Annotated in this window: 21 protein-coding genes and 1 riboswitch; of the genes, 12 read left to right on the forward strand and 9 right to left on the reverse strand. The window is 69.4% G+C overall.

Features of this window, described 5'->3' with window-relative positions; genetic code table 11:
• Positions 1-95: 95 nt before the first annotated feature.
• The 3 genes from VK92_RS18125 to VK92_RS18135 all read left to right on the forward strand — a co-directional run bounded on the left by VK92_RS18125 (position 96) and on the right by VK92_RS18135 (position 3510).
• Positions 96-1397, forward strand: coding sequence for a CitMHS family transporter (locus tag VK92_RS18125; RefSeq protein WP_048020780.1), 1302 nt, complete (start codon positions 96-98; stop codon positions 1395-1397).
• 142 nt (positions 1398-1539) lie between these two features.
• Entirely contained in the window at positions 1540-2706 is a 1167-nt protein-coding gene (locus VK92_RS18130; RefSeq protein WP_021160073.1) for an acyl-CoA dehydrogenase family protein, read from the forward strand.
• 60 nt (positions 2707-2766) lie between these two features.
• Complete coding sequence (locus tag VK92_RS18135; RefSeq protein WP_021160072.1) at positions 2767-3510, forward strand: IclR family transcriptional regulator; 744 nt, start codon at positions 2767-2769, stop codon at positions 3508-3510.
• Positions 3511-3635: 125 nt separating this feature from the next.
• Here the strand turns inward: VK92_RS18135 and VK92_RS18140 are convergent, their stop codons facing one another.
• A complete protein-coding gene (locus tag VK92_RS18140) occupies positions 3636-4988 on the reverse strand; it encodes a chitinase (protein ID WP_048020563.1) in 1353 nt (450 codons plus the stop codon).
• A gap of 390 nt (positions 4989-5378) precedes the next feature.
• Between VK92_RS18140 and VK92_RS18145 the strand changes: the two genes are divergently transcribed.
• Positions 5379-5702: an H-type lectin domain-containing protein gene (locus VK92_RS18145; RefSeq protein WP_048020561.1), complete on the forward strand. Its 324-nt coding sequence runs from the start codon at positions 5379-5381 to the stop codon at positions 5700-5702.
• Between the two features lie 169 nt (positions 5703-5871).
• Complete coding sequence (locus VK92_RS18150; protein ID WP_082160799.1) at positions 5872-8136, forward strand: Ig domain-containing protein; 2265 nt, start codon at positions 5872-5874, stop codon at positions 8134-8136.
• A gap of 225 nt (positions 8137-8361) precedes the next feature.
• Here the strand turns inward: VK92_RS18150 and VK92_RS18155 are convergent, their stop codons facing one another.
• Entirely contained in the window at positions 8362-9264 is a 903-nt protein-coding gene (locus tag VK92_RS18155) for a LysR substrate-binding domain-containing protein (RefSeq protein ID WP_048020559.1), read from the reverse strand.
• Between the two features lie 94 nt (positions 9265-9358).
• On the opposite strand from VK92_RS18155, the gene VK92_RS18160 reads away from it, so the two are divergent.
• Positions 9359-10558, forward strand: coding sequence for an MFS transporter (locus tag VK92_RS18160; protein ID WP_048020557.1), 1200 nt, complete (start codon positions 9359-9361; stop codon positions 10556-10558).
• Between the two features lie 6 nt (positions 10559-10564).
• Here the strand turns inward: VK92_RS18160 and cobJ are convergent, their stop codons facing one another.
• The 4 genes from cobJ to cobG are packed head-to-tail and all read right to left on the reverse strand — an operon-like array spanning position 10565 to position 14997.
• Positions 10565-12286, reverse strand: a complete 1722-nt coding sequence (cobJ, locus tag VK92_RS18165) for a precorrin-3B C(17)-methyltransferase (protein WP_048020555.1) — start codon at positions 12284-12286, stop codon at positions 10565-10567.
• On the reverse strand, positions 12283-13017 hold the full coding sequence (locus VK92_RS18170; protein ID WP_048020553.1) for a precorrin-2 C(20)-methyltransferase: 735 nt from the start codon (positions 13015-13017) through the stop codon (positions 12283-12285). The genes cobJ and VK92_RS18170 overlap by 4 nt, the downstream gene beginning before the upstream one ends.
• On the reverse strand, positions 13014-13640 hold the full coding sequence (locus VK92_RS18175) for a precorrin-8X methylmutase (protein WP_048020551.1): 627 nt from the start codon (positions 13638-13640) through the stop codon (positions 13014-13016). The genes VK92_RS18170 and VK92_RS18175 overlap by 4 nt, the downstream gene beginning before the upstream one ends.
• Entirely contained in the window at positions 13633-14997 is a 1365-nt protein-coding gene (gene cobG, locus VK92_RS18180; protein WP_082163807.1) for a precorrin-3B synthase, read from the reverse strand. The genes VK92_RS18175 and cobG overlap by 8 nt, the downstream gene beginning before the upstream one ends.
• A gap of 106 nt (positions 14998-15103) precedes the next feature.
• Positions 15104-15294: riboswitch (cobalamin riboswitch) on the reverse strand.
• Between the two features lie 142 nt (positions 15295-15436).
• On the opposite strand from cobG, the gene VK92_RS18185 reads away from it, so the two are divergent.
• From VK92_RS18185 to cobM, 5 genes are all read left to right on the forward strand, one after another.
• Positions 15437-15733, forward strand: a complete 297-nt coding sequence (locus VK92_RS18185) for a hypothetical protein (protein WP_021163554.1) — start codon at positions 15437-15439, stop codon at positions 15731-15733.
• Between the two features lie 124 nt (positions 15734-15857).
• A complete protein-coding gene (locus VK92_RS18190) occupies positions 15858-17120 on the forward strand; it encodes a bifunctional cobalt-precorrin-7 (C(5))-methyltransferase/cobalt-precorrin-6B (C(15))-methyltransferase (RefSeq protein ID WP_048020776.1) in 1263 nt (420 codons plus the stop codon).
• Positions 17120-18208 (forward strand): cobalt-precorrin-5B (C(1))-methyltransferase, encoded by a 1089-nt coding sequence (locus VK92_RS18195; RefSeq protein WP_021163552.1) that lies wholly within the window; start codon positions 17120-17122, stop codon positions 18206-18208. Before VK92_RS18190 ends, VK92_RS18195 begins: the two co-directional genes overlap by 1 nt.
• The gene (locus VK92_RS18200) at positions 18205-18936 is read left to right on the forward strand and encodes a cobalt-precorrin-6A reductase (RefSeq protein WP_048020547.1); all 732 of its coding nucleotides are present in this window, start codon (positions 18205-18207) and stop codon (positions 18934-18936) included. The genes VK92_RS18195 and VK92_RS18200 overlap by 4 nt, the downstream gene beginning before the upstream one ends.
• 43 nt (positions 18937-18979) lie before the next feature.
• Positions 18980-19708: a precorrin-4 C(11)-methyltransferase gene (gene cobM, locus VK92_RS18205; RefSeq protein WP_048020545.1), complete on the forward strand. Its 729-nt coding sequence runs from the start codon at positions 18980-18982 to the stop codon at positions 19706-19708.
• Here cobM and VK92_RS41885 read toward each other — a convergent pair whose 3' ends face one another.
• Positions 19709-19855 (reverse strand): hypothetical protein, encoded by a 147-nt coding sequence (locus VK92_RS41885; protein WP_155641920.1) that lies wholly within the window; start codon positions 19853-19855, stop codon positions 19709-19711. It lies immediately after the preceding gene.
• A gap of 171 nt (positions 19856-20026) precedes the next feature.
• Positions 20027-21205, reverse strand: a complete 1179-nt coding sequence (locus VK92_RS18210) for an MFS transporter (protein WP_048020543.1) — start codon at positions 21203-21205, stop codon at positions 20027-20029.
• 138 nt (positions 21206-21343) lie between these two features.
• Here VK92_RS18210 and VK92_RS18215 point away from each other — a divergent pair, with 138 nt between their 5' ends.
• The gene (locus tag VK92_RS18215; protein WP_042978338.1) at positions 21344-21859 is read left to right on the forward strand and encodes a MarR family winged helix-turn-helix transcriptional regulator; all 516 of its coding nucleotides are present in this window, start codon (positions 21344-21346) and stop codon (positions 21857-21859) included.
• A gap of 181 nt (positions 21860-22040) precedes the next feature.
• On the opposite strand, the gene VK92_RS18220 is transcribed toward VK92_RS18215, so the two are convergent.
• Positions 22041-22676, reverse strand: coding sequence for a hypothetical protein (locus VK92_RS18220; RefSeq protein ID WP_048020541.1), 636 nt, complete (start codon positions 22674-22676; stop codon positions 22041-22043).
• Positions 22677-22732 lie beyond the last annotated feature (56 nt).

Below are 22732 nucleotides of genomic sequence, written 5' to 3' on the forward strand. Positions count from 1 at the left end.
GCGCGTACCGCGCGACCGGCGGCGCTGTGCCGCACGACCATTCGAACCCCACGCCGGGCCACGCACGGGCGCACCGGCTGAAGAGGAGACGCATCATGCTTGCATGGATCGGCGCGATCGCCATCGTCGCGCTGTTCGGCCTGATCATCACGAAGCGGCTGTCGCCGCTCGTCGCGCTGATCGTCGTGCCGGTGGCCGCGTCGCTCGCGGCCGGTTTCGGGCTCGCGACCGGCAAGTTCATCGTGCACGGCGTACAGAACATCGGCCCGATCGCCGGGATGTTCGTTTTTGCGATTCTTTTTTTCGGTATCCTCACCGACGCCGGGATGCTCGACCCGATCATCGCAGGCGTGCTGCGCGTGATCGGCTGCCATCCGCCGCGCATCGTGATGGGGTCGGCGCTGCTCGCGCTGCTGATTCACCTCGACGGCTCCGGCGCCGTCACGTTTCTCGTCACGCTGCCCGCGATGATGCCGCTCTATACGCGGCTCGGAATGGATCGGCGCATCCTCGCGTGCGTCGCGTCGATGTCGGCCGGCGTCAATTTCCTGCCGTGGGTCGGGCCGATGCTGCGGGCGTCGGCGGCACTGCACATTCCCGGTTCCGCGATCTTCATGCCGATGATTCCGGTGCAGATCGTCGGGCTCGTGTTCGTATTCGGCACTGCGTACGTGCTCGGCGTGCGCGAGGCGAAACGCCTCGGGCTCGATCGTGCCGGCGCGGCACCGCTCGCGATCGCGCCGCGTGCGCTGACCGATGCCGAGCGCGCGTTACGCCGGCCGGAACGCTTCCGGATCAATCTCGCGCTGACGCTCGTGGTGCTCGTCACGCTCGTGTCCGGCATCGTCGACCCGATGGTGATGTTCATGCTCGGCACGGTCGCCGCGCTCGTGATCAACTACCCGGACGTGCAGGCCCAGCGCGAGCGGATCGACGCGCATGCGAAGGCCGCGCTGATGATGGCGAGCGTGCTGCTCGCGGCCGGCGCGTTCACCGGCATCATGTCCGGCACCGGGATGCTGAAGGCGATGGCGGACGTGGTGGTCGCGCACGTGCCGGTCGAGCATGCGCGCCACATGCCGTTCGTGCTCGGGCTGCTGTCGATGCCGCTCAGCCTGCTGTTCGACCCCGATTCGTTCTACTTCGGCGTGCTGCCGGTGCTCGCGGAAAGCGCGAAGCTGCTCGGTGTGCCGCCGATCCAGATGGCGCAGGCCGCGCTGCTCGGCCAGATGACGACGGGGTTCCCGGTGAGCCCGCTCACGCCCGCGACGTTCCTGATCGTCGGCCTGACCGGCGTCGAGCTCGCCGAGCATCAGAAATTCACGATTCCGTTCCTGTTCGCCGCCACGGTGCTGATGGTGTTCGCCGCGGTGATCGTCGGCGTGTTTCCGTTGTGAGCGCCCCAGGCCTGCCGCGCCGCGCCGGCGCCCCGACGGGGTCATCCCGCAAGGGGACGTTCCGCTGGGCGCAACCCCTGGCGCCGCCTCGCATTTTCCTCAGAGCGGCGCGGCCGCTCGGCCTTTTCCCGGAGAGCCATCCATGCAGTTCGACCTGACCGACGACCAGCGCGCAATCGAAAGCGCGATCGAGAAAATCTGTGCGCGCTTCGGCGACGACTACTGGCTGGAACGCGATCGCGCGGGCGGGTTTCCCGCCGATTTCCACGCGGCGCTTGCCGAGGCCGGCTGGCTCGGCATCGCGATGGACCCGGCGCACGGCGGAGCCGGGCTCGGGATGACCGAGGCCGCGCTGATGATGCGCACGATCAGCGCATCGGGTGCCGGCCTGTCGGGCGCATCGGCCGTCCACATGAACATCTTCGGGCTGAACCCGGTGCAGGTGTTCGGCAACGACGCCCAGAAGGCGCGTTTCCTGCCGCCGCTGATCGCCGGGCGCGACAAGGCGTGCTTCGCGGTGACGGAACCCGATGCGGGCCTCGACACCACGCACTTGAGCACGCAGGCCCGCCGCGACGGCGACCACTACGTGCTGAGCGGGCGCAAGATCTGGATCTCGACCGCGCAGGTGGCGAACAAGATGCTGATCATCGCGCGCACGACGCCGCTCGACCGGGTCGCGAAGCCGACCGACGGCCTGAGCCTGTTCTACACCGATCTCGACCGGTCGCGCGTCGAGGTGCGCGAGATCGAGAAGATGGGCCGCAAGGCGGTCGATTCGAACATGCTGTTCATCGACAACCTGCGCGTGCCGGAAGGCGATCTGATCGGCAACGAAGGCGACGGCTTCCGCTATCTGCTGCACGGTCTGAATCCGGAACGCATCCTGATCGCGGCGGAGGCGATCGGCCTCGGGCAGGCCGCGCTGCGCCGCGCGACGCAGTATGCGTGCGAGCGCGTCGTGTTCGGCCGGCCGATCGGGCAGAACCAGTCGATCCAGCATCCGCTCGCGCAGGCGTGGATGCAGCTCGAGGCCGCGTGGCTGATGGTGATGAAGGCCGCGACGCGCTACGACGCGGGGCAGCCGTGCGGCGCGGAAGCGAACGCCGCGAAATACCTCGGCGCGGAAGCCGCGTTCCAGGCGTGCCAGACGGCGGTCGCGACGCACGGCGGGATGGGCTACGCGAAGGAATACCATGTCGAACGCTACCTGCGCGAGTGTATGATTCCGAGGCTCGCGCCCGTGAGTCCGCAACTGATCCTCTGCTACATCGCGGAGAAGGTGCTCGGGCTGCCGAAGTCGTACTGACCGTACCGACCCGGCAGCCGGCCCGGCGCGCGGTTTCCCGTTCCGATTCAAGCGCTCGTCATGGACGTCAAACTCGTTGCCCGCACGCTCGACCTGTTCGAGCTGTTCGCCGCCGAACGGCGGCCGCTGCCGCTCACCGAACTCGCGCGCCTGCTCAATGTGCCGGCGTCGAGCTGCCTCGCGATGGCGCGCACGCTCGTGAGCCGCGGCTACCTGTACGAAGTGCGCAGGCGCGGCGGCTACTACCCGACGCGCCGCCTGCAGACGATCGCTGCGGCGATCGACGCGACCGACCCGGTCGTCGACATCGTCCATCCGCATCTCGTCGCGCTGCGCGACGCGAGCCGCGAGACGGCCGTGCTCGGCAAGATCCAGGGTGTGTCGGTCACCTACCTCGACGTCGTCGAATCGGAGCAGGCGATCCGTTACACGCGCGAGCCGGGCGAACTGCGCCCGCTGCATGCGAACTCGATCGGCAAGGCGATCTTCGCGGAACTGGCCGGCGACGCGCAGCAGGCGCTCGGCGCGCAGTTGCCGTTCGAGCGCTTCACCGACGCGACGGTGGCGGACCTGCCCGCGCTCGTCGCGCAAACCGCGCGGTTTCGCGAACTCGGCTGGGCCGAGAACTTCGGCGAGAGCGCGCCCGAGCTGTCGGCGATCGCGGTTGCGCTGACGCTCGACGGCGACTGGTACGGGCTGTCGGTGGTCGGGCCGTCCGAGCGGATCCGCCAGCATCGCGATACGCATGCGGCGCTGCTCGTCGACGCGAAGGCCCGGCTGCTCGCCGAACACGCGCGCGGCTGACGGCGGGCGGGGCGTACCGGAAGAGGGCCGGCAAGCGAAGCGGGCCGTCCGCCGGCGATCGGGCCGCGATCGCCGTGAACGGCCCCCGATGCACGTGCAGGCCTAGCGACGGCCGATCCGCGGCATCACGACTTCACCCACACACCACCCGCACTCGGGTTGTCGCCTTGCGTCCACCATTTCGCGCAGTATTTCGCGCCCTGGTACATCACGCAGGTGCCGCCTGAATACGCGGTGGTCGCCGACCACGTGGCCGTGCCGCCGCCCACCGGTTTCCACACGGCGGCCTGGCCGGGCACGTCGCCCTGCGTCCACCATTGCGCCTGATACGTCGTGCCCTGGTAGGTGACGGTCGCGCCGGCCGTATAGACCTGGCCGGCCGCCCAGGGCGCGCCCGGTTGCGGCGTGCCGCCGTCCGAGCCGCCGCCGTAGTTCGGATCCTGCGTGACGCCCGCACCCCACTTGCCGTCGAGCTGCCTGAAGATCGTCGCGAACGCGTACGGCTGCTGCGCGACGCCCGAACAGGTCGGCGACGCATACGTGCCGCCGGACGGACACGCCTGGTCGCGGCCGACCGACCAGTTGCCGAAGAAGCCGTAGCCGTTGGCGACCGCCGCGTTCAGCACGCTCTGCGCATTCGCGAGCGTGAAGGTTTCGCCCTGCACGTCGTTCACGCCGATCATCGGCGTGACGCCGACCATCTGCCAGAGCTGGGCGTTGGTCTTCGGCTGGCCGGCCGACTTGAAGGCCGTATCGAGTTGCGCGTACAGCGCCTGCGCGGCGCTGATCGCGGCGGCCCCCATGTCGATGTTCGCGGGGCCGTAGTCCATCGCCATCACGTTCACCGCATCGAACACGGTCCGGTTCGAGATCGCCGCGTTGACGACGTTCAGGCCGTCCTGCGTGAGCCCGGTCGGCATCGTCGGCAGCGTCAGCGTGACGTGCAGCGGCTTGCCTTTCGCCGCATAACTCGCCTGCAGCTGGGCGACGGCCTGGAAGTTGCGCGCGACCGCGGCCGTGTCGAGCTGCGACGCGCCCTCGATGTCGAAGTCGATGTGCGTGAGGCCGTACGTGTCGATCACGGTCTGGTACGCGCCCGCCAGCGCGGGAACCGTCGAGCATGCCTGCATCAGCGGCGTGCCGTTCGCGCCGCCGAACGACACGGCGACTTCGCCGCCTTTCGCGCGATAGCTCGCGATCGACGTCGACAGCGCGGTCAGCAGGCCGCTCGCGCCGTTGCCGATCGGCTGCACGCCGCCCCACGACGGCGTACACCCGTTGCCCGCGACCACGAACGCGAGCGTGAACTGCTGGATGCCTTGCCGGACGCCGATCTGGTCGACGAGCGGCGTCGGATAGAGCGTCACGTCGACATAGGGCGCATAGACGCCGGCGCCCTGGGACACGCTCGCCACGGCGAGCAGGCAACCCGCGGCAAGCGCGCGCGGGATGAAACGCGGCAACACATTGTTGTGCATTGTGTTCTCCAAGTGGAAGAGGGATACGCTGGCCCGCGTATCGCCGCCGGTCGGGCGACCGGGCATGCCCGGCCGGCGGCGTGCCCATCTTGGAGGATTCGCGTCGAATAGTGAATGGTTAGTTGTTCTTTTTGTTATTTGATTCCCGATACGTAACGATCTTGCCGATTCGACATCGTTCCGTCATGCATCGGGTGTGAACCAGGACAAAATTGCCGTCGATTTCGACTTGAAATCGTCGCTTTCGACGCCCCTTGATGGCCGCCTCGATCATGTAATCACGTGTAATCGCTTTCGACGCATGCGCGGCATAACTTTGTCTTCGAGCGAAGTGCATTCGCGCGAGGCTCACTCAAGACCTTACGTCGTTCCATCCATCAGGAGCTCAACATGCTGGAAAGAATCGTAGCAAAGCAGGCAGTCGGAAGCGTTCAGGGCGGTAATCGGGATTCCTGGATCAACCCGCCTTTCAATGCGCAAATCACGTTTCCGGGCACGTTTTCGACCGCGCCCATCGTGGTCGTGACGGCCCTCCAGGACCCCAACGACGGATCCAGTTATCCGGACACGTTCTCGGTGACGGTGACCCAGGTCACGACGACCGGATTCAACGTCAACATCACCCGCGAAGACAGGGTGTTCCCGAATTATTCGGGCAGCGACTGGGGGCAAAACCTCTACGTTTCGTATATCGCCGAAGTTCCGAGCCAATAAAACCCGCACCGGAGTCATACGGTCGCTGCCTCTTTCCAACTGTGCCGGCTTCACCGCCGGAAGGTTGACGAGGCAGTTGCGGCGGCGGGCCAGCCGCAGCCATTCACCGCGGCTGGCCGCCATCGGCGTCGCTCGCGGCGCCCGCCATTTTCGTCAGGAAAGTCGAAAAATGACAAGCACTCTACACATTCCGGCTGGCTACTTGACGCTCGGCCTGGACTCCACCGGCGCTGTCGTCGAACTCATCGATTCGCGCAGCGGCCGCAACTACATCTCGCCCGGGAAATCCGTCCCGCTCGTCAGGCTCGTGATCAACGGCGTACTGGCGAAGCCCGCCGGCGTCCGATGGTCGTCCGCCGACAACACGCTGTCCTTCGTGAACGATGCCGGCCTCGCATTCGAGGTCGATGTCCGCGTCCTGCAGAAAAACGGCTACGCCACCTTTGAAGTCACCCGCGTATCGACCGATCCCACTTCCGACGTTCAGACGCTGCTATGGGGGCCGTTGCCTGTCGCGATCAACCAGACCGTCGGCGAAGCCGCGGGCGTGGTGCGGGACAACGAATTCGCGATCGGTCTCAAGCCGCTCAACGACCGTACCGAAGGCGCGTGGCCCAAGGAATATCCGCAATACGGCTGGGAAAACGACGTCATCCCCAATCCTTACAACGTGGACGTGGCGGCGCTGGAGCCGTGGTGCGTGGCGGCGAAGACGTCATGGGGGGCCGTGCTGCGCGCCTTCACGTTCGACTATACGCGCCGGCGCGACCGGCTCAATCCCAATGACTATCCGATCCCGCTCGGCCCGCTCGACAGCGCGGGCTCGGTCATCGGATCGAAGATTGCGCTGTACGGCAGCGCACCGGAGCTCGTGACGACCCTGTTGTCGTTCATTGCCTCGGGTGAAAACCTCCCGTATCCGACCCAGAACGGCCAGTGGCAGAAAGTGGCGCAGGCGAGCAGCCAGTCGTCTTTCGTGCTGGACGATCTCGACACCGGCAATGTCGGCAAGGCCGCCCGATTCGCCAACAGCGCGGGAATCAACTACATCTACTCGCCAAGGAATTTTCGCGGCCCCTGGAAATACACCGGGCATTATCAGTTCGACTTCACCTTCGGCGACAGCGACAACGGAGCCGAGAAGCTGGTGGAAGCGGCAAAGGAGCACGGCGTCCGCGTCGGCGTCCATACCATGTCGGACTTCATCAGCGTCGGCCCGCCCACCTCCATCGACCCCTACGTTTCGCCGCCCGCGGATCCTCGCCTGGCCTTGGGCGGTCAAGCCGCCTTGTCCCGGCCGTTGAACATGACGAGCAAGATGCTCTACTTGAGCGGATTCGCGCCGGTGCGGGACGGGATCAACGAGAAGATGCTGCGTATCGGCAACGAGTTCATCTCGTTCAACGCGGTCCAAAGAGGCGTCACCGAATGGCAAGTCAGTGGACTGACCCGAGGCCAGTGGGGCTCCGTCCCGGCCGAAGCCGCGCGTGGCACGCCCGTTGCGAGGGTGATCGTGAATTCGTACGGCGGGGCCATCGGCGGCCTCGGCATCATCGACGAGATCGCCACCCGGCTGGGCGCCCTCAGGAACAACGTCGGCATCCGGTCCCACTCCTTCGACGGGGTGGAATCCGCCAGTGATACCGGCTGGGGCAGCTTCGGCATTGCCCGGTTGATCAACGGCACCTACGCCGCCCAGACCGGGCACGACGGATACATCAGCGAGACGAGCCGGATGACCTCGAACGCATGGGACACGCTGACCCGGGCGAGCTGGTCCAACTCGGACATCGATCAGCTGTATCGCGACAACGCCTTCTACCAGGCCAACTACCTGCCGGGCATGCTTGGTTGGTTCGATATCACGGGCGTCTCGTTGACCATGATCGAAACCCGGCTCGCACGCGGCGCGGCGCTCAACGCCGGCATTGGCTTCCAGTCCACGATGGCATTCCTGCTCTCGGCAGAGTCGACGCCGGATATCCTCGACAAGATCAAGCAGTGGGAAACCGCCAGGAATCTCGGCGCGTTCACCGAAAAGCAGCGGGCCGCGCTTCGCGACCAGACGACCTCGTGGACCCTGAAGTCCGTCACTCCCGGGCAAAGCTGGTCGTTGCAGCAGGTGAATGCCGAAGGCGTCCCGATCGGCGCGCCGCAGACCGTATCGGCACCCACACCGCAACTGGGCCCCGCCGTCCTGCCGGTCGCCACTCAAGGCGCGCTCTACGGCGCGAAAATCACGACGAATACGCCTGCGACCGTCCGCTTCACGGTGACCAACGGGGGGGTGCCCCCCGGTCTCCAGTTCAATCAGGATACGGGCGGTATTATTGGTACGCCGAGGAAGACCGGGCGGTACACGTTTACCGTCACGGCCACGAATGACGGGGGACTGGCCGACGCGCGAGCGGTTTACACCATCTTGGTGCAGTGAGGTAGTGAGCAGCCCTTATCGATTTCGCGGGCGACCGCGCCGGCATGCGGGACGCGCGTCACGGTGGCAGTGCGGCGCGCGTCATTCCGGCGATATCTGCGGCACCTGCGGCATTCGGTGAGGGCGCTCAACCGTTCCGGCAAACGTGATCGGTGTGGAAAAGGGTGTCGCGCAGCCGGAACACCGAAACCACGGGGAAGGTCGATCCGGATCGCTTGACTCGCGTCAAGCCGATGCGGGCTGCACAAGCGAGCGCGCGAGTGCGACGAAGCGTTCGACGCACGCCGACGCAAACGGCTCGCTCCACGACACGATCTGCTCGACCGCGCGCGCGCCGGCGAGCGGCACGTACACGACGCCCGGGCGCTGCAGCGTCGCCGTGAAACCCGGCACGATCGCGATGCCGCGTTCGGCGGCCACCAGCGACACGAGTGTCGTGATCTGTGCCGCGGTCGCGCCGATGCGCGGCGCGAATCCGGCCTGCGCACACAGGTCGTCCAGTGCGGCGGCCAATGCCGAGCCGTAACCCGGCGGAAACGTCACGAAGGTTTCGTTCGCCAGCGCCGCGACGTCGACACTCGCGCGGCCCGCGAGCGGATTCCCGGCCGGCACGGCGGCCACAAGTGGTTCACGCGACACGACGAGCGACGCCACCGGCACGCCAGGCGCGTCGCCCCATGCCCAGCCGAAACCGATGTCCATCGTGCCGTCCGCGATCTGCCGGTGCTGGCTGGCGGTCGCCGCCTCGCGGAACGCGAATTCGACGTCGGGCATCGTGCGGCTCGCGGCGCGGATGACGTCCGGGAACGTGTCGGACATCGGAATGGCACTCGCATAACCGATCACCATTCGTCCGGCGACGCCTTGCGCGAGCTTGCGCGCGCTCGCCTCGGCCTCGGCGGCCGCGCTGACGACGTTGCGCGCCTGTTCGAGGAACGCGGCGCCTGCCGGCGTCAGCCGCACCGCGCGCGTCGAACGCTCGAACAGCTGCACGCCGAGCTCGCTTTCCAGCGCGGCGATATGGCGCGTGAGCGGCGGCTGCGCGACGCGCAGGCGCAATGCCGCGCGGCCGAAGTGCAGTTCGTCGGCGACGACCACGAAATAGCGGAGGCGGCGCAGGTCAAGCATTGTTGTCGTTCCGGTATCAATCGCGATGAAAACGGTATTGGCGTGCGTACGGCGCGCTCGTCAGACTGTCGGCATCGACGACCAGGCAGCTCCGATGAACGACAGGACCACGCGCATCGCGTTCTTTCTCTGCGGCTTCGCCGCGTTTCTCAATCTGTATTCGACGCAGGGCATCCTGCACGAACTCGCGGCCACCTTCGGCGTCAGCGCGGAGCGCGCGGGGCAGGGCGTGAGCGCCACCACGACGGCCGTCGCCATTATCGCGCCGTTCGTCGGCGTGCTGGCCGCGCGCATCGAGCGGCGCATCGCGATCTCGCTGGCCGCGATGGCCGTCGCGCTGCCGGTCGTGTGGTCCGCGCATGCGGCAGGTTTCGCGTCGTTTCTCGGCGCGCGCTTTGCCGCCGGCCTGGTCATGCCGTTCGTCTTCGCGCTGTCGATCGCGTACATCGCCGAGCGCTTCGATCGCGGCACGTCGGCCGAGATCAGCGCGCTGTTCGTCGCCGGCACGACGCTCGGCGGTTTCGCCGGCCGCTTCGCGACCAACCTGATGACGTCGATGTGGGGCTGGCGGCATGCGCTCGACGTCGTCGCGGCGCTGTGTCTCGTCACGGGCATCGCGATCTACGCGAGCCTGCCGGCGTCCGGCGCGATCGCGCGGCGTGTCGAACCCGACACGGACGCCGGTGCGGGGCCGGCCTGGCGCATCGTCACGCGCGGCCCGCTGCTCGCGTCGTTCGCGATCGGCGCGTGCGTGCTCGCGTCGCAGGTCGCGACGTTCACGTTCGTCGGCCTGCGCCTGGCCCGCGCGCCGTTCGGCTTCGGCACGGTCGGGATCGGCGCGATCTATGCGGTGTTCCTGGTGGCGGTGGTCGTGACGCCGCTGGCAGGGCGCCTCGCGCGGCATCGCGGCCCGCGCGCACCGGGGCTCGCCGCAGCCGCGCTCGCGATCGGCGGAGCGCTGCTCACGCTGTCCGACCACGTGCCGGTGATCCTGGCCGGCCTCGCGCTCAGCTCGACCGCCGTGTTCGTCGAACAGGCGTCGGCCAACACGTTCATTTCACAGGCGGCGTCGAGCGCGCGCTCGACGGCGATCGGCATCTACCTGTCCTGCTATTACTTCGGCGGCAGCCTCGGCTCGATCCTGCCGGTGCCCGGCTGGCACCGCTGGGGATGGGCCGGCTGCGTCGCGTTCGTGGTCGCTGCGCAGGCCGTCGTCGGCGTGCTCGTGTACCGGTTCTGGGGGGCGGGCGGCACGGCGTATGCCCGCGCGCACGGCGTCAGGCCGGCGCGCTGACCGGGTTCAGCGATACCAGCGCGGCGTATAGACCCACTCGCGCCCCTCGCCGATCGCGAAGCGGCGCGTGGTCGACGAGCCGACGATCACCATCGTGCGCATGTCGACCTGGTCGCTGCGCAATGCACCGAGCGTCGTCGTCGCGAGCGTCGCGCCCGGCCGGCCGATGTCACGGCCCAGCACGACCACCGTATCGGCCGTGCGATGCGCGCGCACGACATCGAGCGCGCGATCGAGCTGCCACGGCCGCGCGCGCGAGATCGGGTTGTAGAACGCCATCACCAGATCGGCTTGCGCCGCATGCCGCAGGCGCGTCTCGATCACGTCCCACGGCTTCAGGTTGTCCGACAGCGAGATCGCGCAGAAATCGTGGCCGAGCGGCGCGCCGGCCTGGGCGGCCGTCGCGAGCGACGCCGAGATGCCGGGCTCCACGCGCAGGTCGACCGCGGCCCAGTGCGGGTCGCGCGCTTCGTCGAGTGCCTCGAGCACGGCCGCGGCCATCGCGAACACGCCCGGGTCGCCGGACGACACGACCGCGACGCGCCGGCCCTCGGCCGCGAGTTCGAACGCATGGCGCGCGCGCTGCATCTCCTCGCGGTTGTCGGTGCCGTGCACGCGCTGGTCGTCGCGGAACGGGCCGGCCATGTTCACGTAGGTGGTGTAGCCGAGGATGTCGGTCGCGTCCGCGAGCGCGGCGCGCGCGGCCGGCGTGAGCCACGCGGCGCCGCCCGGGCCGAGCCCGAGCACCGTCAGGCGGCCGCGTGCACGGCCGAGCGTGGCGGGATCGACCGGATGCGACGCGGCCGCGCATGCGATGCCGTTCGTCGTGGCCCGCAGCGTGTGCACGACACGCAACGCGCGGCCGAGCAGCGCGGCCGCATCGGCCGGTGCGCCGCCGTCACCGTCACCGTCTGCATCGACGAAACGAAGCGGCACGTCGAGCGCGTGCGCCGCATCCTCCAGCGCGGCATCGCCGATCGCCGCTGCGGGCGCCACGATAGCCGCCAGCGCCAGCCGGGCGAGACCGTGCGCGTCGAGCGACGCCGCGATGCGTGCCGCGAGCGCGCCATCCGCGTGGACAGCGTGCGCATCGACGCCCACCACCACGCTGCGCGGATGAATCACGAGTTCGTCATGCGTGCCGCGCCAGGCTTCGGGCGTCACGCGGATCGCATGCGCCGCGGCGTCGTCGCGCGGCAGCGCGATATCGTCGAGCCACGGCGCCGCGCCGTCGATGCGCGTCGATGCACCCGCGAGCAGGTCGGACACGAAGCGCTTGCCCTGGGCGAGATCGGCGAGTGCATAGCCTTCCGGCGGATTGAGCACGCACGCGCCGAAGCGCAGTTCGCCGCTCGTCGTGATCGCCGGCGCGACGCCGACGCAGGCGGCGATTTCGCGCGCCATCACGTTGACGCCCGTCAGCCCGCCGAGCAGCGGCACGACCGCCGAACCGTCTTCCGCCACCGCGAGCACGGGCGGTTCGACGCCCTTGTCGGCAAGCGCCGGAGCGATGCAGCGGATCACGATGCCGGCCGCGCACAGCGCGACGATCGGCAGGCCGCGTGCATAGAGTTCGCGCAAGTGCGTGCCGAGATCGTCGAACGGCACGTCGGCGGCGACGCGCGATGCGAGGCCGTGCACGCGAGCCCCCGGATAACGCGCCTGGATGCGCCGCGCGGTATCGAGCGCGCCCGCGCCGAGGATCACGATCGCGGGCGGGGTCGTCATCCTTGCCATTTTTCCCCCGGCACGACGAGCAGCGAGAAATACGGCGACGCCATCGGATCGACTTCATCGAGCGGCACGATGCGCTGGCTTGCCATCGTCGCGCGCTCGACATACAGCGCGCGCTTCGCGAGCCCCAGCTCGTCGAGCACGCGCCGCACCTTGTCGAAATTGCGGCCGAGCTTCATCACGACGGCCGCATCGGCCTGCGCGAGCCGCGTGCGCAACTCGTGCTCGGGCAGCACGCCCGACAGCACCGACAGGCTCTGGTTGCGATAGACGAGCGGCTGGCCGAGCACGGCGGTGCCGCCGAGCATCGCGCATACGCCGGGGATCACCTCGGTGTCGTAGCGCGGCGCGAGGCGGTCGTGCAGGTACATGTACGAGCCGTAGAAAAACGGGTCGCCTTCGCAGATCACCGCGACGTCGCGCCCCGCATCGAGGTGCGCACCGACGACCGCGGCGGCCGTGTCGTAGAAGTCGGCGATCACCGTCTCGTAGCAGAGCGGCGGCGGCAGTGCCTCGGTCGTCACCGGATAGACGAGCGGCAGTTGCGTCTGCCCGTCCCGCAGGTGCGCCTCGACGATGCCGTATGCATTGCCTTTCTTGCCCTTCGCGACGAAATACGCGACCACGGGCGCGGCCTGCAGCACGCGCAGCGCCTTGATCGTCATCAGTTCGGGATCGCCGGGGCCGACGCCGACCCCGAACAGGCGTCCGCGCGCGCTCGTCATTCGACCTCCGTCGCGAGTGCGTTGACCGCCGCAGCGGCCATCGCGCTGCCGCCGCGGCGGCCGAGCAGCGTGACGTACGGGACGCCGCGGCTGTCGGCATCGAGCAGCGCCTTCGATTCGGCCGCACCGATGAAGCCGACCGGGAAACCGAGGATCAGGGCGGGGTGCGGCGCGCCGGCGTCGATCATGTCGAGCAGGTGGAACAGCGCGGTCGGCGCATTGCCGATCACGACGACGCTGCCGGCGAGCTGCGGACGCCACAGTTCGAGCGCGGCGGCCGAACGCGTGTTGCCGAGATCCCGCGCGAGATCGGGCACTTCCGGCTCGCCGAGCGTGCAGATCACGCGGTTGCCGGCCGGCAGCCGCGCGCGCGTGATGCCTTCGGCGACCATGCGCGCGTCGCACAGGATCGGCGCGCCGGCCGCGAGCGCCGTGCGGCCCGCCGTGCCGGCACCGGCCGAGAAGCGCAGGTCGTAGACGACGTCGACCATCCCGCACGCATGGATCACGCGCACCGCGAGTTTCTCGAGGTCGGGCGGAACCTGCGACAGGTCGGCCTCGGCGCGGATCGTCGCGAACGACTGGCGGTAGATTTCCTGCCCGTCGCGAATGTAGTCAAGCATCGGTGGTGTCCTGGGTGTGCCGCGCGCCCGTCAGTCGGGCCGCGGCCTGGTCAATCGTCAGATGGCGCGCGAGCGGGGCGCCGAGGCCCGCGGCCGCATCGCGCCGGTAAAGGTCGTAGTGCGCGGGTGCAACCGCGACGAGCGTGTGCGTCGCGGGATGCGGCAGCGCGCAATGGCGCTCGCAGCCGGTCAGGTGCACGTCGACCGCATGGCCGATGCGCGCGGCGAGCGCGAGCGCGTCGTGTTTCGTGTCGGCGTGCGCCTTCGCGCAGCCCGCGCTGCCGGTGCACGCGACGAGCGACGCCAGCGGGTCGGACGACGCGCAGACGAGGCCGAGCGACGCCAGCGCATCGAGCGTGGCCGGCGCGCGTTCACGCGGGACGCGATGCATGAACACGCCTTGCCAGGGCGTCATCGACAGCGTGCCGTCGCCGTCGGTTTCGGCCAGCGCGGCGAGCCGTTCCAGTTGCGTGGCGTCGAGCCGGCCGAGCGGGAATTGCGCGCCGACGTGGCAGCGCGCGGCATCGCGCGACGGGTGTACGCCGAAACGCAGCGCCGGATCGGTGCGCGCGCGACGCCAGCCGGCGAGCGCCGGATAGGCCGCAAGCGCGAACGGCACATAGTGCCGCGCGCGCTCGAGCAGCGCGCGTTCGCCGCAGGTTGCGAGCAGGGCACGCATTCTCGTGACGTCCACCGGCGCGAGATCGAGGAACGCGAGCAGCAGCGCGCGGACCAGCGCGACACCTTGATCGGGCGCGACATCGACCGACGCCGGTCGGGCATCGTGCGCGATCGGCGGGCAGCCGGCCAGCCCGGCCGCGATGCGCACCGCACCGTCGCCGCGACGCCATGCGGCCAGCCAGATGTCGTGCGGATGATCGAGCGCCGCAACCGATTCACCGCCGTCGAGCTGGATCGAGAATTTCGGCGACAGCTCGCCACGGCGCGGCTCGCGTGCCAGCATGTCGAGGAGCGGCGCGGCGAGCGCGCGGCTGTCGACGAGGGCGGCGGGGTCGTCGCCGGCGAGCGGGCTGAGCATCACGTTGCGGACGTCGTCGCTCGCGGCGAGCGCGGCGGTATCGGCGACGGCATCCGCGGTTGCGTCGACGGACGGGCCGAGGCCCGCGTCGAGCAACGCGCGTATCAGCGCGTCGGCCGCGTCGGCGCGAATGCCGCGCAGCTGGAGATTCGCGCGATTGGTCGCGTCGATCGCGCCGGAGCCGCAGGCACGCGCGGCGGCGGCGATCGCGCGCGCCTGACGCGCATCGAGCCGGCCGCCGGGCAGCTTGATCCGGCACAGCCCGCCGTCGGCGGCCGCGACCACGCGCACGAGCCCCGGGCAAGCCGACGGGCGCACGACGGGCGACGCAGGAATCGAATCGGGGGCGGAACTCACGGGGTACCGGGGCAGTGTCGCGCCGCGGCCAACGCGTCGGTACACCCCGCCCGACGCCGACTGGCACGCACGCACTTTCTGGCCGGCAGGTCTCCTGGCTGACAGGTCGGCGCCGGCTCCCGGCCTTCCCGGTGAAACCAGTGGCATGAGGGGGAGATCGGCTCGCTGTCTACAGTTGCGGGGGCAGCCACAGCGGCGCGTGGTGCGCCCTGTGTTCCCTCTTCGGCCCCGAAGGGCACCGGCGAACGAACGGCCGTAGGATACCCGATTTTCGCGACGATCCGGCATCGGCGGTGCGTCGCGCAACCGCGTCGCAGCATGGCCGCAGACGGTTTTGCGCTGTCTCGCAAATGGTAGGATTGGCGCCTCGACATCAGATCGGCGAGCGCCGGCATCCGCCATGAAACTCGGCAGGACGGAACTGTTCGGCATGGGCATCGCACTGGGACTGCTGGCCATCCCCGCATGGGTGCTGCTCGCGTGCGTGCTGATCCCGCTTGCACCGTCGGCCGAGTGGCCGAAGAATGTCGGGCTCGCCGGCCTCGGCGTGCCGATCGTCGCGGGCGGCACGCTCCTGTACAGGAAAAGCGGGGCGCGGCCGCTCATGTGGCTGCTGCTCGGCTGGCTGCTGATCGCGTCGATCGGCGGCATGGTTCTGGCCTTGCTGACGTTTGTCGTCGGCGTGCCGCTCGGCTGACGTCGTGGCCGTGTCGCACCGGCCGTCGGGCGACGCGCACGGCATGGAAACGAATCAACGCGCGGCGCTCCGGCAGCCGCGCATCGCAACAAACGGGATGGAATCGAACGATGGGGAAGGGTGCATGACGGCGTGGCTGACGGTAGTGGGCATCGGCGACGACGGTTACGCGGGGCTCGGCCGCAGCGCGCGCCGCGCGCTGCTCGACGCGACGCTCGTCGTCGGCGCGAAGCGGCATCTCGACATGCTGCCCGCACGGCTGCCGGCCGCGCGCGAAGCGTGGCCGTCGCCGTTCGACCTTGCGGGCGTGCTTGCACGGCGCATGTCGCCCGTCTGCGTGCTCGCCAGCGGCGACCCGATGCTGTTCGGCGTCGGCGCCACGCTCGCGCGCTCGCTGTCCCCTGACGAATGGCGCGTGCTGCCCGCGCCGTCGTCGCTATCGCTGGCGGCTGCCCGCCTCGGCTGGGCACTGCAGGATGTCGGCGCGGTTTCGCTCGTCGGCCGTCCGCTTGCGGCGCTCGCGCGCCACCTGCTGCCGGGCCGCCGCCTGTTCGTGCTGAGCGCCGACGGCCGGACGCCGGCCGCCGTCGCGGCCGAACTCGTCGCACGCGGCTTCGGGCCGACGCGCATCAGCGTGTTCGAGCATCTGGGCGGCCCGCTCGAGCGGCGTCTCGACGGGCTCGCGCAGGACTGGCGCGTCGCCGAAACGGCCGCGCTCAATCTGGTCGCACTCGACTGCCGGGCCGGCCCCGACGCGCCGCGCCGCGCGCTCACGCCCGGCCTGCCCGACGATGCATACCGCCACGACGGCCAGCTCACCAAGCGCGACCTGCGCGCGATGACGCTCGGCCGCCTCGCGCCCGTACCCGGCGAGCTGCTGTGGGACGTCGGCGCCGGCAGCGGCTCGATCGGCATCGAATGGATGCGTGCGCATCCGTCATGCCAGGCGATCGCGATCGAAGCGCATGCGGAGCGGCAGCGCTTCATCGAGCACAACCGCGACGCGCTCGGCGTGCCGGGCCTGCAACTCGTCGCGGGCCGTGCGCCCGAGGCGCTCACGGGGCTCGCCGCGCCCGACGCGATCTTCATCGGCGGCGGGGCGACCGCGGCCGGCGTGCTCGACGCGTGCTGGGCATCGCTGAAGCCCGGCGGCCGGCTGGTCGCGAACGCGGTCACGCTGCAGGGCGAGCTGGCGCTCGCCGCATGGCGCGAGACGCATGGCGGCACGCTCACGCGCGTGTCGCTCGCGCATGCCGAGCCGCTCGGCCGCTTCGACACGTGGCGCCAGCCGCTGCCGGTCACGCTGTACGACGTGCGCAAGCCGGAAACGGTCGACACGGTCGACACGGCGGCATCGCCGGCCGCGACGCATACGACGGACGCGTGATGCGCGACGAGACCCCCGAACAGCCCGCGCCGCTACGCTTCGGCTACACGACCGGCAGTTGTGCGACCGCGACGTCGCTCGCCGCCGCGCGGCTGCTGCTCGCGGGGCGTGCGGACGACGCGGTCGAGATCGTGCTGCCGAAGGGGCAGCGCGTGATGATGCGGCTCGAGTTCTGCCGGACGACGGCCGACGGCGCGGAAGCCGGCACGATCAAGGATGCCGGCGACGATCCGGACGTCACGCACGGCGCGCTGATCTTCGCGCGTGTCGCGCTCGCGGCGGCGCCCGGCGTGCGTTTTCATGCGGGGCCGGGCGTCGGCACGGTCACGCGCGCGGGGCTGACGCTGCCGGTCGGCGAACCGGCGATCAACCCGGTGCCGCGCCAGATGATGACGACGCACCTGGAAGCGCTGGCGGCCGAGCACGGTTATGCGGGCGGCTTCGACGTGACGATCGGCGTCGAGGGCGGCGAGGCGCTCGCGCTGAAGACGATGAACCCGCGCCTCGGCATCGTCGGCGGGTTGTCGATCCTCGGCACGACCGGCATCGTGCGGCCGTTCTCGTGCTCGGCCTATATCGCGTCGATCCACCAGGGCATCGACGTCGCGCGGGCGAACGGCATCACGCATATCGCCGCGTGCACGGGCAACGCAAGCGAGGATGCGATGCGCGCGCACTATCACCTGCCCGACATGGCGCTGATCGAGATGGGCGATTTCGCGGGCGCGGTGCTCAAGCACCTGCGGCGTGCGCCGGTCGCGCGGCTGTCGATGTGCGGCGGCTTCGGCAAGCTCAGCAAGCTCGCGGCCGGCCACCTCGACCTGCACAGCCGCCATTCGAGCATCGACCTGCCGCTGCTCGCGCAGTGGGCGGCCGAGGCCGGCGCCAGCGACGCACTGCAGGCGGCGATGCGCGCCGCGAACACGAGCCAGGAAGCGCTGAAGCTCGCGCACGCCGACGGTGTGCCGCTCGGCGATCTCGTCTGTGCGCACGCGCTGCGCGTCGCGCGCGACATCGTGCCGCCGTCGGTCGCGGTCGAGATGTTCGCGATCGACCGGCAAGGCCGCTTCGTCGGGGCAGCGCGATGAGCGCGCGCATCCTGCTGCTCGGCGGTACCGGCGACGCACTGAAGATCGCGCGCGCGCTCGGCCCGCATCATGTCTATAGTCTCGCCGGCCTCGGCAAGACGCCCGACGACCTGCGCTGCGACGTGCGGGTCGGCGGTTTCGGCGGCGCGGCCGGGCTGGCCGCGTATCTGCGCGACGCCGGCATCGGCCTCGTGATCGACGCGACGCATCCGTATGCCGCGCAAATCAGCGCGAATGCCGCCGCCGCGGCGCGTGAAGCGGGCGTGCCGCTATGGGCGCTGCGCCGCGCGCCGTGGTCGCCGCAACCCGGCGACGACTGGCGCATGGTCGACGACTGGGCCGGCATCGAAGCCGCGCTCGCGCCGTTCCGGCGGCCGCTGTTCACGCTCGGGCGCGAACCGCTCGCACATCTCGACGCGATCCCGCCGCACCAGTTCTGGCTCGTGCGCTGCCTCGACCCGCATCCCGGCAACGCGCGTGCGCAGGTCGTCGCCGCGCGCGGGCCGTTCACGCTGGAGGGCGAGCGCGCGCTGTTCGCGCTGGCGGGCATCGACGTCGTCGTCAGCAAGAACAGCGGTGGCGCGGCCACCGAAGCCAAGCTCGACGTCGCGCGCGAACGCAGGCTGCCGGTCGTGATGCTGCGCCGGCCGCCGCTGCCCGACGCCGACCGCGCGTTCGACTCGGCCGCGGCGCTCATCGACGCGCTCGATCCGGCCGCGCGCGCATGACGCCGCGCGGCCGGTCATTCCATGAATTGACGGAGATTTTTCGATGACGGTGTATTTCATCGGCGCGGGCCCCGGCGACCCGGAGCTGATCACGGTGAAGGGCCAGCGCCTCGTGCGCACGTGCCCGGTGATCCTGTATGCGGGTTCGCTGGTGCCGGCCGCCGTGCTCGACGGCCATCGCGCGGAGCAGGTCGTCAACACGGCCGAGCTCGACCTCGATGCCATCGTCGCGCTGCTCGCCGCTGCGCACGCGAAAGGGCAGGACGTCGCGCGCGTGCATTCGGGCGACCCGTCGCTGTACGGCGCGATCGGCGAACAGATCCGCCGTCTCAAGACACTCGGGATTCCGTACGAAATCGTGCCCGGCGTGACGGCCACGTCCGCATGCGCGGCGACGCTCGGCGTCGAGCTGACGCTGCCCGGCGTCGCACAGACGGTGATCCTCACGCGCTTTGCGGGCAAGACGACGATGCCGGAAGGCGAAGCGCTCGGCTCGCTCGCCGCGCACCGCGCGACGCTCGCGATCCATCTCGGCGTGCGCCATCTCGCCCGCATCGTCGACGAAGTGCTGCCGCATTACGGCGCCGATTGCCCGGTCGCGGTGATCTATCGCGCGAGCTGGCCGGACGAAGAACGCGTGACCGGCACGCTCGCCGACATCGTCGCCAAGGTGCGGGGCACGCAGATCGAGCGCACCGCGCTGATCCTGATCGGGCGTGTGCTCGACGCCGAAGGGTTTGCGGATTCGACGTTGTACGCGAGTGCGGGCTGATCACGCAGGGGCACGGCGTTCGCGCAGGTGCGTGCAGAGCGCCGCGTCGATCGTGATCGCACCGCCGACGAAGTAGATCGGCGCGGCCGATTCGCCGAGGATCAGGATCGGCGCGGCGATGCCGACGACGGGGACCGGGTTGAGCACGACCACGCTCCAGTACGATGCATTGTCGCGTGCGCCGCGAACGTTGCTTCCGCGTCAGCGTCGACGATTTGCGTTCGGTGTCGCGCGTGCCGTCGCGCCGCAGTCAATCACAAGGACACGGCTGAACGGCGGCCGCAACCGAACGGCAACGGCCGTGTTCCCCGGCCCGCGCTAGGCACTCGCAACACGCCGCGCGAGCCGCGGCGCAAACCCCGCGGCCAGCGCGAACAGCGCAACGCACAGGCAGGCCATCGCGACCCACGCGGGCGTCAGGTCCGCGAGATGCTGGCGCACGATGCCGGCCGCGAACGGAAACAGCCCGGCGATCAGGTAGCCGATGCCCTGCACGAACCCCGTCAGCGATGCGGCATCGGCCGGCGTCGCCGCATGGTCGACCGTGACGATCAGCGACAGCGGAAACAGCGCGCCGATCCCCGCGCCCATCAGCAGCGCGGCGGGCAACGCGAGCGCTTCGGGTGCGGCCAGCATCACCAGCAAGCCGACGAACAGCGACGCGATCGCCGCATGCAGCGCGGGCCGGCGATCGGACAGGCGGTCGATCGTCGCCGAGATCGTCAGCCCCGCGACGACCTCCGCGAGCGTCACGCCGCCGAGCAGGCTGCCGGCCGCCGTCGGCGACCAGCCGAGCCGCATGTAGTAGGGCGGCAGCCACGCGAGCACGAGCGTGTACGCGCCGGTCGCGATGCCGAAGAACAGCGCAAGCCGCCACGCGCGCGGCGAGCGCGACGGCCGCGCATGCGTTGCCGACGCCGGCCCGGCGGCAAGCGTGTTGCCGCCGCGGCTGGCAAGCGGCCACGCCAGCGCGGCCACCGCGGCCGGCAGCGCCCAGCCCGCGAGCGCGGCGAGCCAGCCCCAGCGGGCCGCGGCGAACGGCGCGACGACGCTCGCGAGCACGGCACCGCCCATGATCGACGTCGAATAGACGCCCATCGCGCCGCCGATCCGTGTTGCGAAATGGGCCTTCACGAAGCCGGGCAGCAGCGCCTGCACCATCGCGATCCCGACACCCGCGCAGCAGGCGCTCGCGAGCAGCAGCCACGCGTGCTGCGCGCCGACGCGCGATGCGCAGGCCAGCCCGATCAGCGCGACGCCGAGCCACACGCCGCCCGCGATGCCGGTCACGCGCTGCAGGCGCCGCGCGCTCAGCGCGCCGAGCCCCATCAGCAGGATCGGGATCGTCGTCAGCAGGCTGGCCGCGCCGTCGCCGATGCCGGTCGCGCGCTGGATCATGTCGAGCAGCGGGCCGACCGCGGCGAGCGCCGGCCGCAGGTTCAGCCCGACGAGCACGATGGCGGCGAGCCGCCATCCGGGGGAAGTGAAGCGATTCATTGCAAGGCCCTCGAAATCGGTGCGCGGCCCCGGAAGGGAGCCGCGCGATTTTCATGTAAAGTATCTCGACATCAAGATAAACGCCGATTTATCTCGACGTCAAGATAACTGGCAGGCCGAGGAGGGTTAATGGATCAGGTGGATCGAGCTGCGCATGCGCTCGCGCAATGGCGTAACGAGCGTCCGGATCTCGACGCGTCGTCGATGGTGGTGATGGGGCGGCTGCAGGAAGCGGCGCTCGTGATCGCGCGCGACCGCCTCAATCCGCTGTTCGCGCGCTACGGGATGCAGCCGGGCGAATTCGACGTGCTCGCGACGCTGCGACGCGGCGGTGCGCCGTTCGCGCTGACGCCGACGGCGCTGTACGACGCGCTGATGATGTCGTCGGGCGGGATGACCGCGCGCATCGACCGGCTGCAGAAAGCCGGCTGGGTCGAGCGCCGGCCGAACCCGGCCGACGGGCGCGGCACGCTCGTCGCGCTGACCGACGCCGGTCGTGCGCTGATCGACGAAGCGGTCGTCGCGCACATCGACAACCAGCGCCAGTTGCTGGCCGTGCTGTCGGACGATGAGCAGGCGCAGTTGTCGGAACTGCTGGGGAAACTGCTGGCGGGGGTGGGAGGCAGGGCGCCGGGAGAGTTGGGAGGCAAGTAGCGTCGCTGAATGCGTCACGCAAATGCACGCTGCGGGCAAAAGCACGGTTCTGCGTGAATTTTCGTGGATGTCGCTTGGCGGCCCAGAACGGCCGGACGAGGGAGCGAGATCGACGCCTGTTACCAGTCACTCATATGGTTCGAGCCGGCTCCTCGCCCTTTCGCAATGCGTTCCCCAGACTTCATGCCTCGATTAGGGCAAGCGCCCGCTCGAAGAATGTTTTGCCTCCGGAAGAAAAACCGCCGGAATCTTGCTTGGCGATTCGCTCTCTCGCGACATCAACAGCAGAACTCTTTTCTCCCCGCAGCATGTGCACGAGCAGACGCTCCTTCCAGACGGTTACCGCCGCACATGGGTGCTTCTGCATGAAGATTTCGTACTCTCTATCGAGGAAACGAATGTAGGAGTCCAGGGAGTCAACCGCCAGCGCTACCTCTTCAGCCCTAGATGCCGCTTGTCGGGTGGCGATCTCGAGCTGCTGTTCCAGCACCCCTGGTTCCCACATAAGATCACGGACTGTGAAACGTTGAATTTCCCACCCGGTAAGCACGAAGGCTCCGTTGGCGTGAAGACTGAAGGGTGCGTTCTCGTTGCTTGACATGCCGAGGACGTGCCAGAGTAGATGATCAAGTTCAAGCCACTTGAAACGCAGCCACGAGTGAAATGAGCCCTCCTTCGCCCCCGAGGACAAGGTCATGGAGAAGAAGAGAGGGCCATTGGTCCAGTAAGGCGTTGCGCCGACTGACTTCCAGCGCCTCGCTTTAGCTTCTGCCTTTACCAGCAGTCGAAGTTCTCGGTCGATTTCGGATTGTTTCATTGGAGGAAGTCGAGTTCTCTTACATCAATTCTTGATCGATTGGGCCGGCACGTACC

This window comes from Burkholderia sp. LK4 (assembly GCF_001043615.1).
GTDB classification, from domain to species: domain Bacteria; phylum Pseudomonadota; class Gammaproteobacteria; order Burkholderiales; family Burkholderiaceae; genus Burkholderia; species Burkholderia cepacia.

Coding starts and splice junctions, on each gene's coding strand:
- VK92_RS18125 (WP_048020780.1), top strand. CDS start 96: ATGCTTGCATGGATCGGCGCGATCGCCATCGTCGCGCTGTTCGGCCTG.
- VK92_RS18130 (WP_021160073.1), top strand. CDS start 1,540: ATGCAGTTCGACCTGACCGACGACCAGCGCGCAATCGAAAGCGCGATC.
- VK92_RS18135 (WP_021160072.1), top strand. CDS start 2,767: ATGGACGTCAAACTCGTTGCCCGCACGCTCGACCTGTTCGAGCTGTTC.
- VK92_RS18140 (WP_048020563.1), bottom strand. CDS start 4,988: ATGCACAACAATGTGTTGCCGCGTTTCATCCCGCGCGCGCTTGCCGCG.
- VK92_RS18145 (WP_048020561.1), top strand. CDS start 5,379: ATGCTGGAAAGAATCGTAGCAAAGCAGGCAGTCGGAAGCGTTCAGGGC.
- VK92_RS18150 (WP_082160799.1), top strand. CDS start 5,872: ATGACAAGCACTCTACACATTCCGGCTGGCTACTTGACGCTCGGCCTG.
- VK92_RS18155 (WP_048020559.1), bottom strand. CDS start 9,264: ATGCTTGACCTGCGCCGCCTCCGCTATTTCGTGGTCGTCGCCGACGAA.
- VK92_RS18160 (WP_048020557.1), top strand. CDS start 9,359: ATGAACGACAGGACCACGCGCATCGCGTTCTTTCTCTGCGGCTTCGCC.
- cobJ (WP_048020555.1), bottom strand. CDS start 12,286: ATGACGACCCCGCCCGCGATCGTGATCCTCGGCGCGGGCGCGCTCGAT.
- VK92_RS18170 (WP_048020553.1), bottom strand. CDS start 13,017: ATGACGAGCGCGCGCGGACGCCTGTTCGGGGTCGGCGTCGGCCCCGGC.
- VK92_RS18175 (WP_048020551.1), bottom strand. CDS start 13,640: ATGCTTGACTACATTCGCGACGGGCAGGAAATCTACCGCCAGTCGTTC.
- VK92_RS18185 (WP_021163554.1), top strand. CDS start 15,437: ATGAAACTCGGCAGGACGGAACTGTTCGGCATGGGCATCGCACTGGGA.
- VK92_RS18190 (WP_048020776.1), top strand. CDS start 15,858: ATGACGGCGTGGCTGACGGTAGTGGGCATCGGCGACGACGGTTACGCG.
- VK92_RS18195 (WP_021163552.1), top strand. CDS start 17,120: ATGCGCGACGAGACCCCCGAACAGCCCGCGCCGCTACGCTTCGGCTAC.
- VK92_RS18200 (WP_048020547.1), top strand. CDS start 18,205: ATGAGCGCGCGCATCCTGCTGCTCGGCGGTACCGGCGACGCACTGAAG.
- cobM (WP_048020545.1), top strand. CDS start 18,980: ATGACGGTGTATTTCATCGGCGCGGGCCCCGGCGACCCGGAGCTGATC.
- VK92_RS18210 (WP_048020543.1), bottom strand. CDS start 21,205: ATGAATCGCTTCACTTCCCCCGGATGGCGGCTCGCCGCCATCGTGCTC.
- VK92_RS18220 (WP_048020541.1), bottom strand. CDS start 22,676: ATGAAACAATCCGAAATCGACCGAGAACTTCGACTGCTGGTAAAGGCA.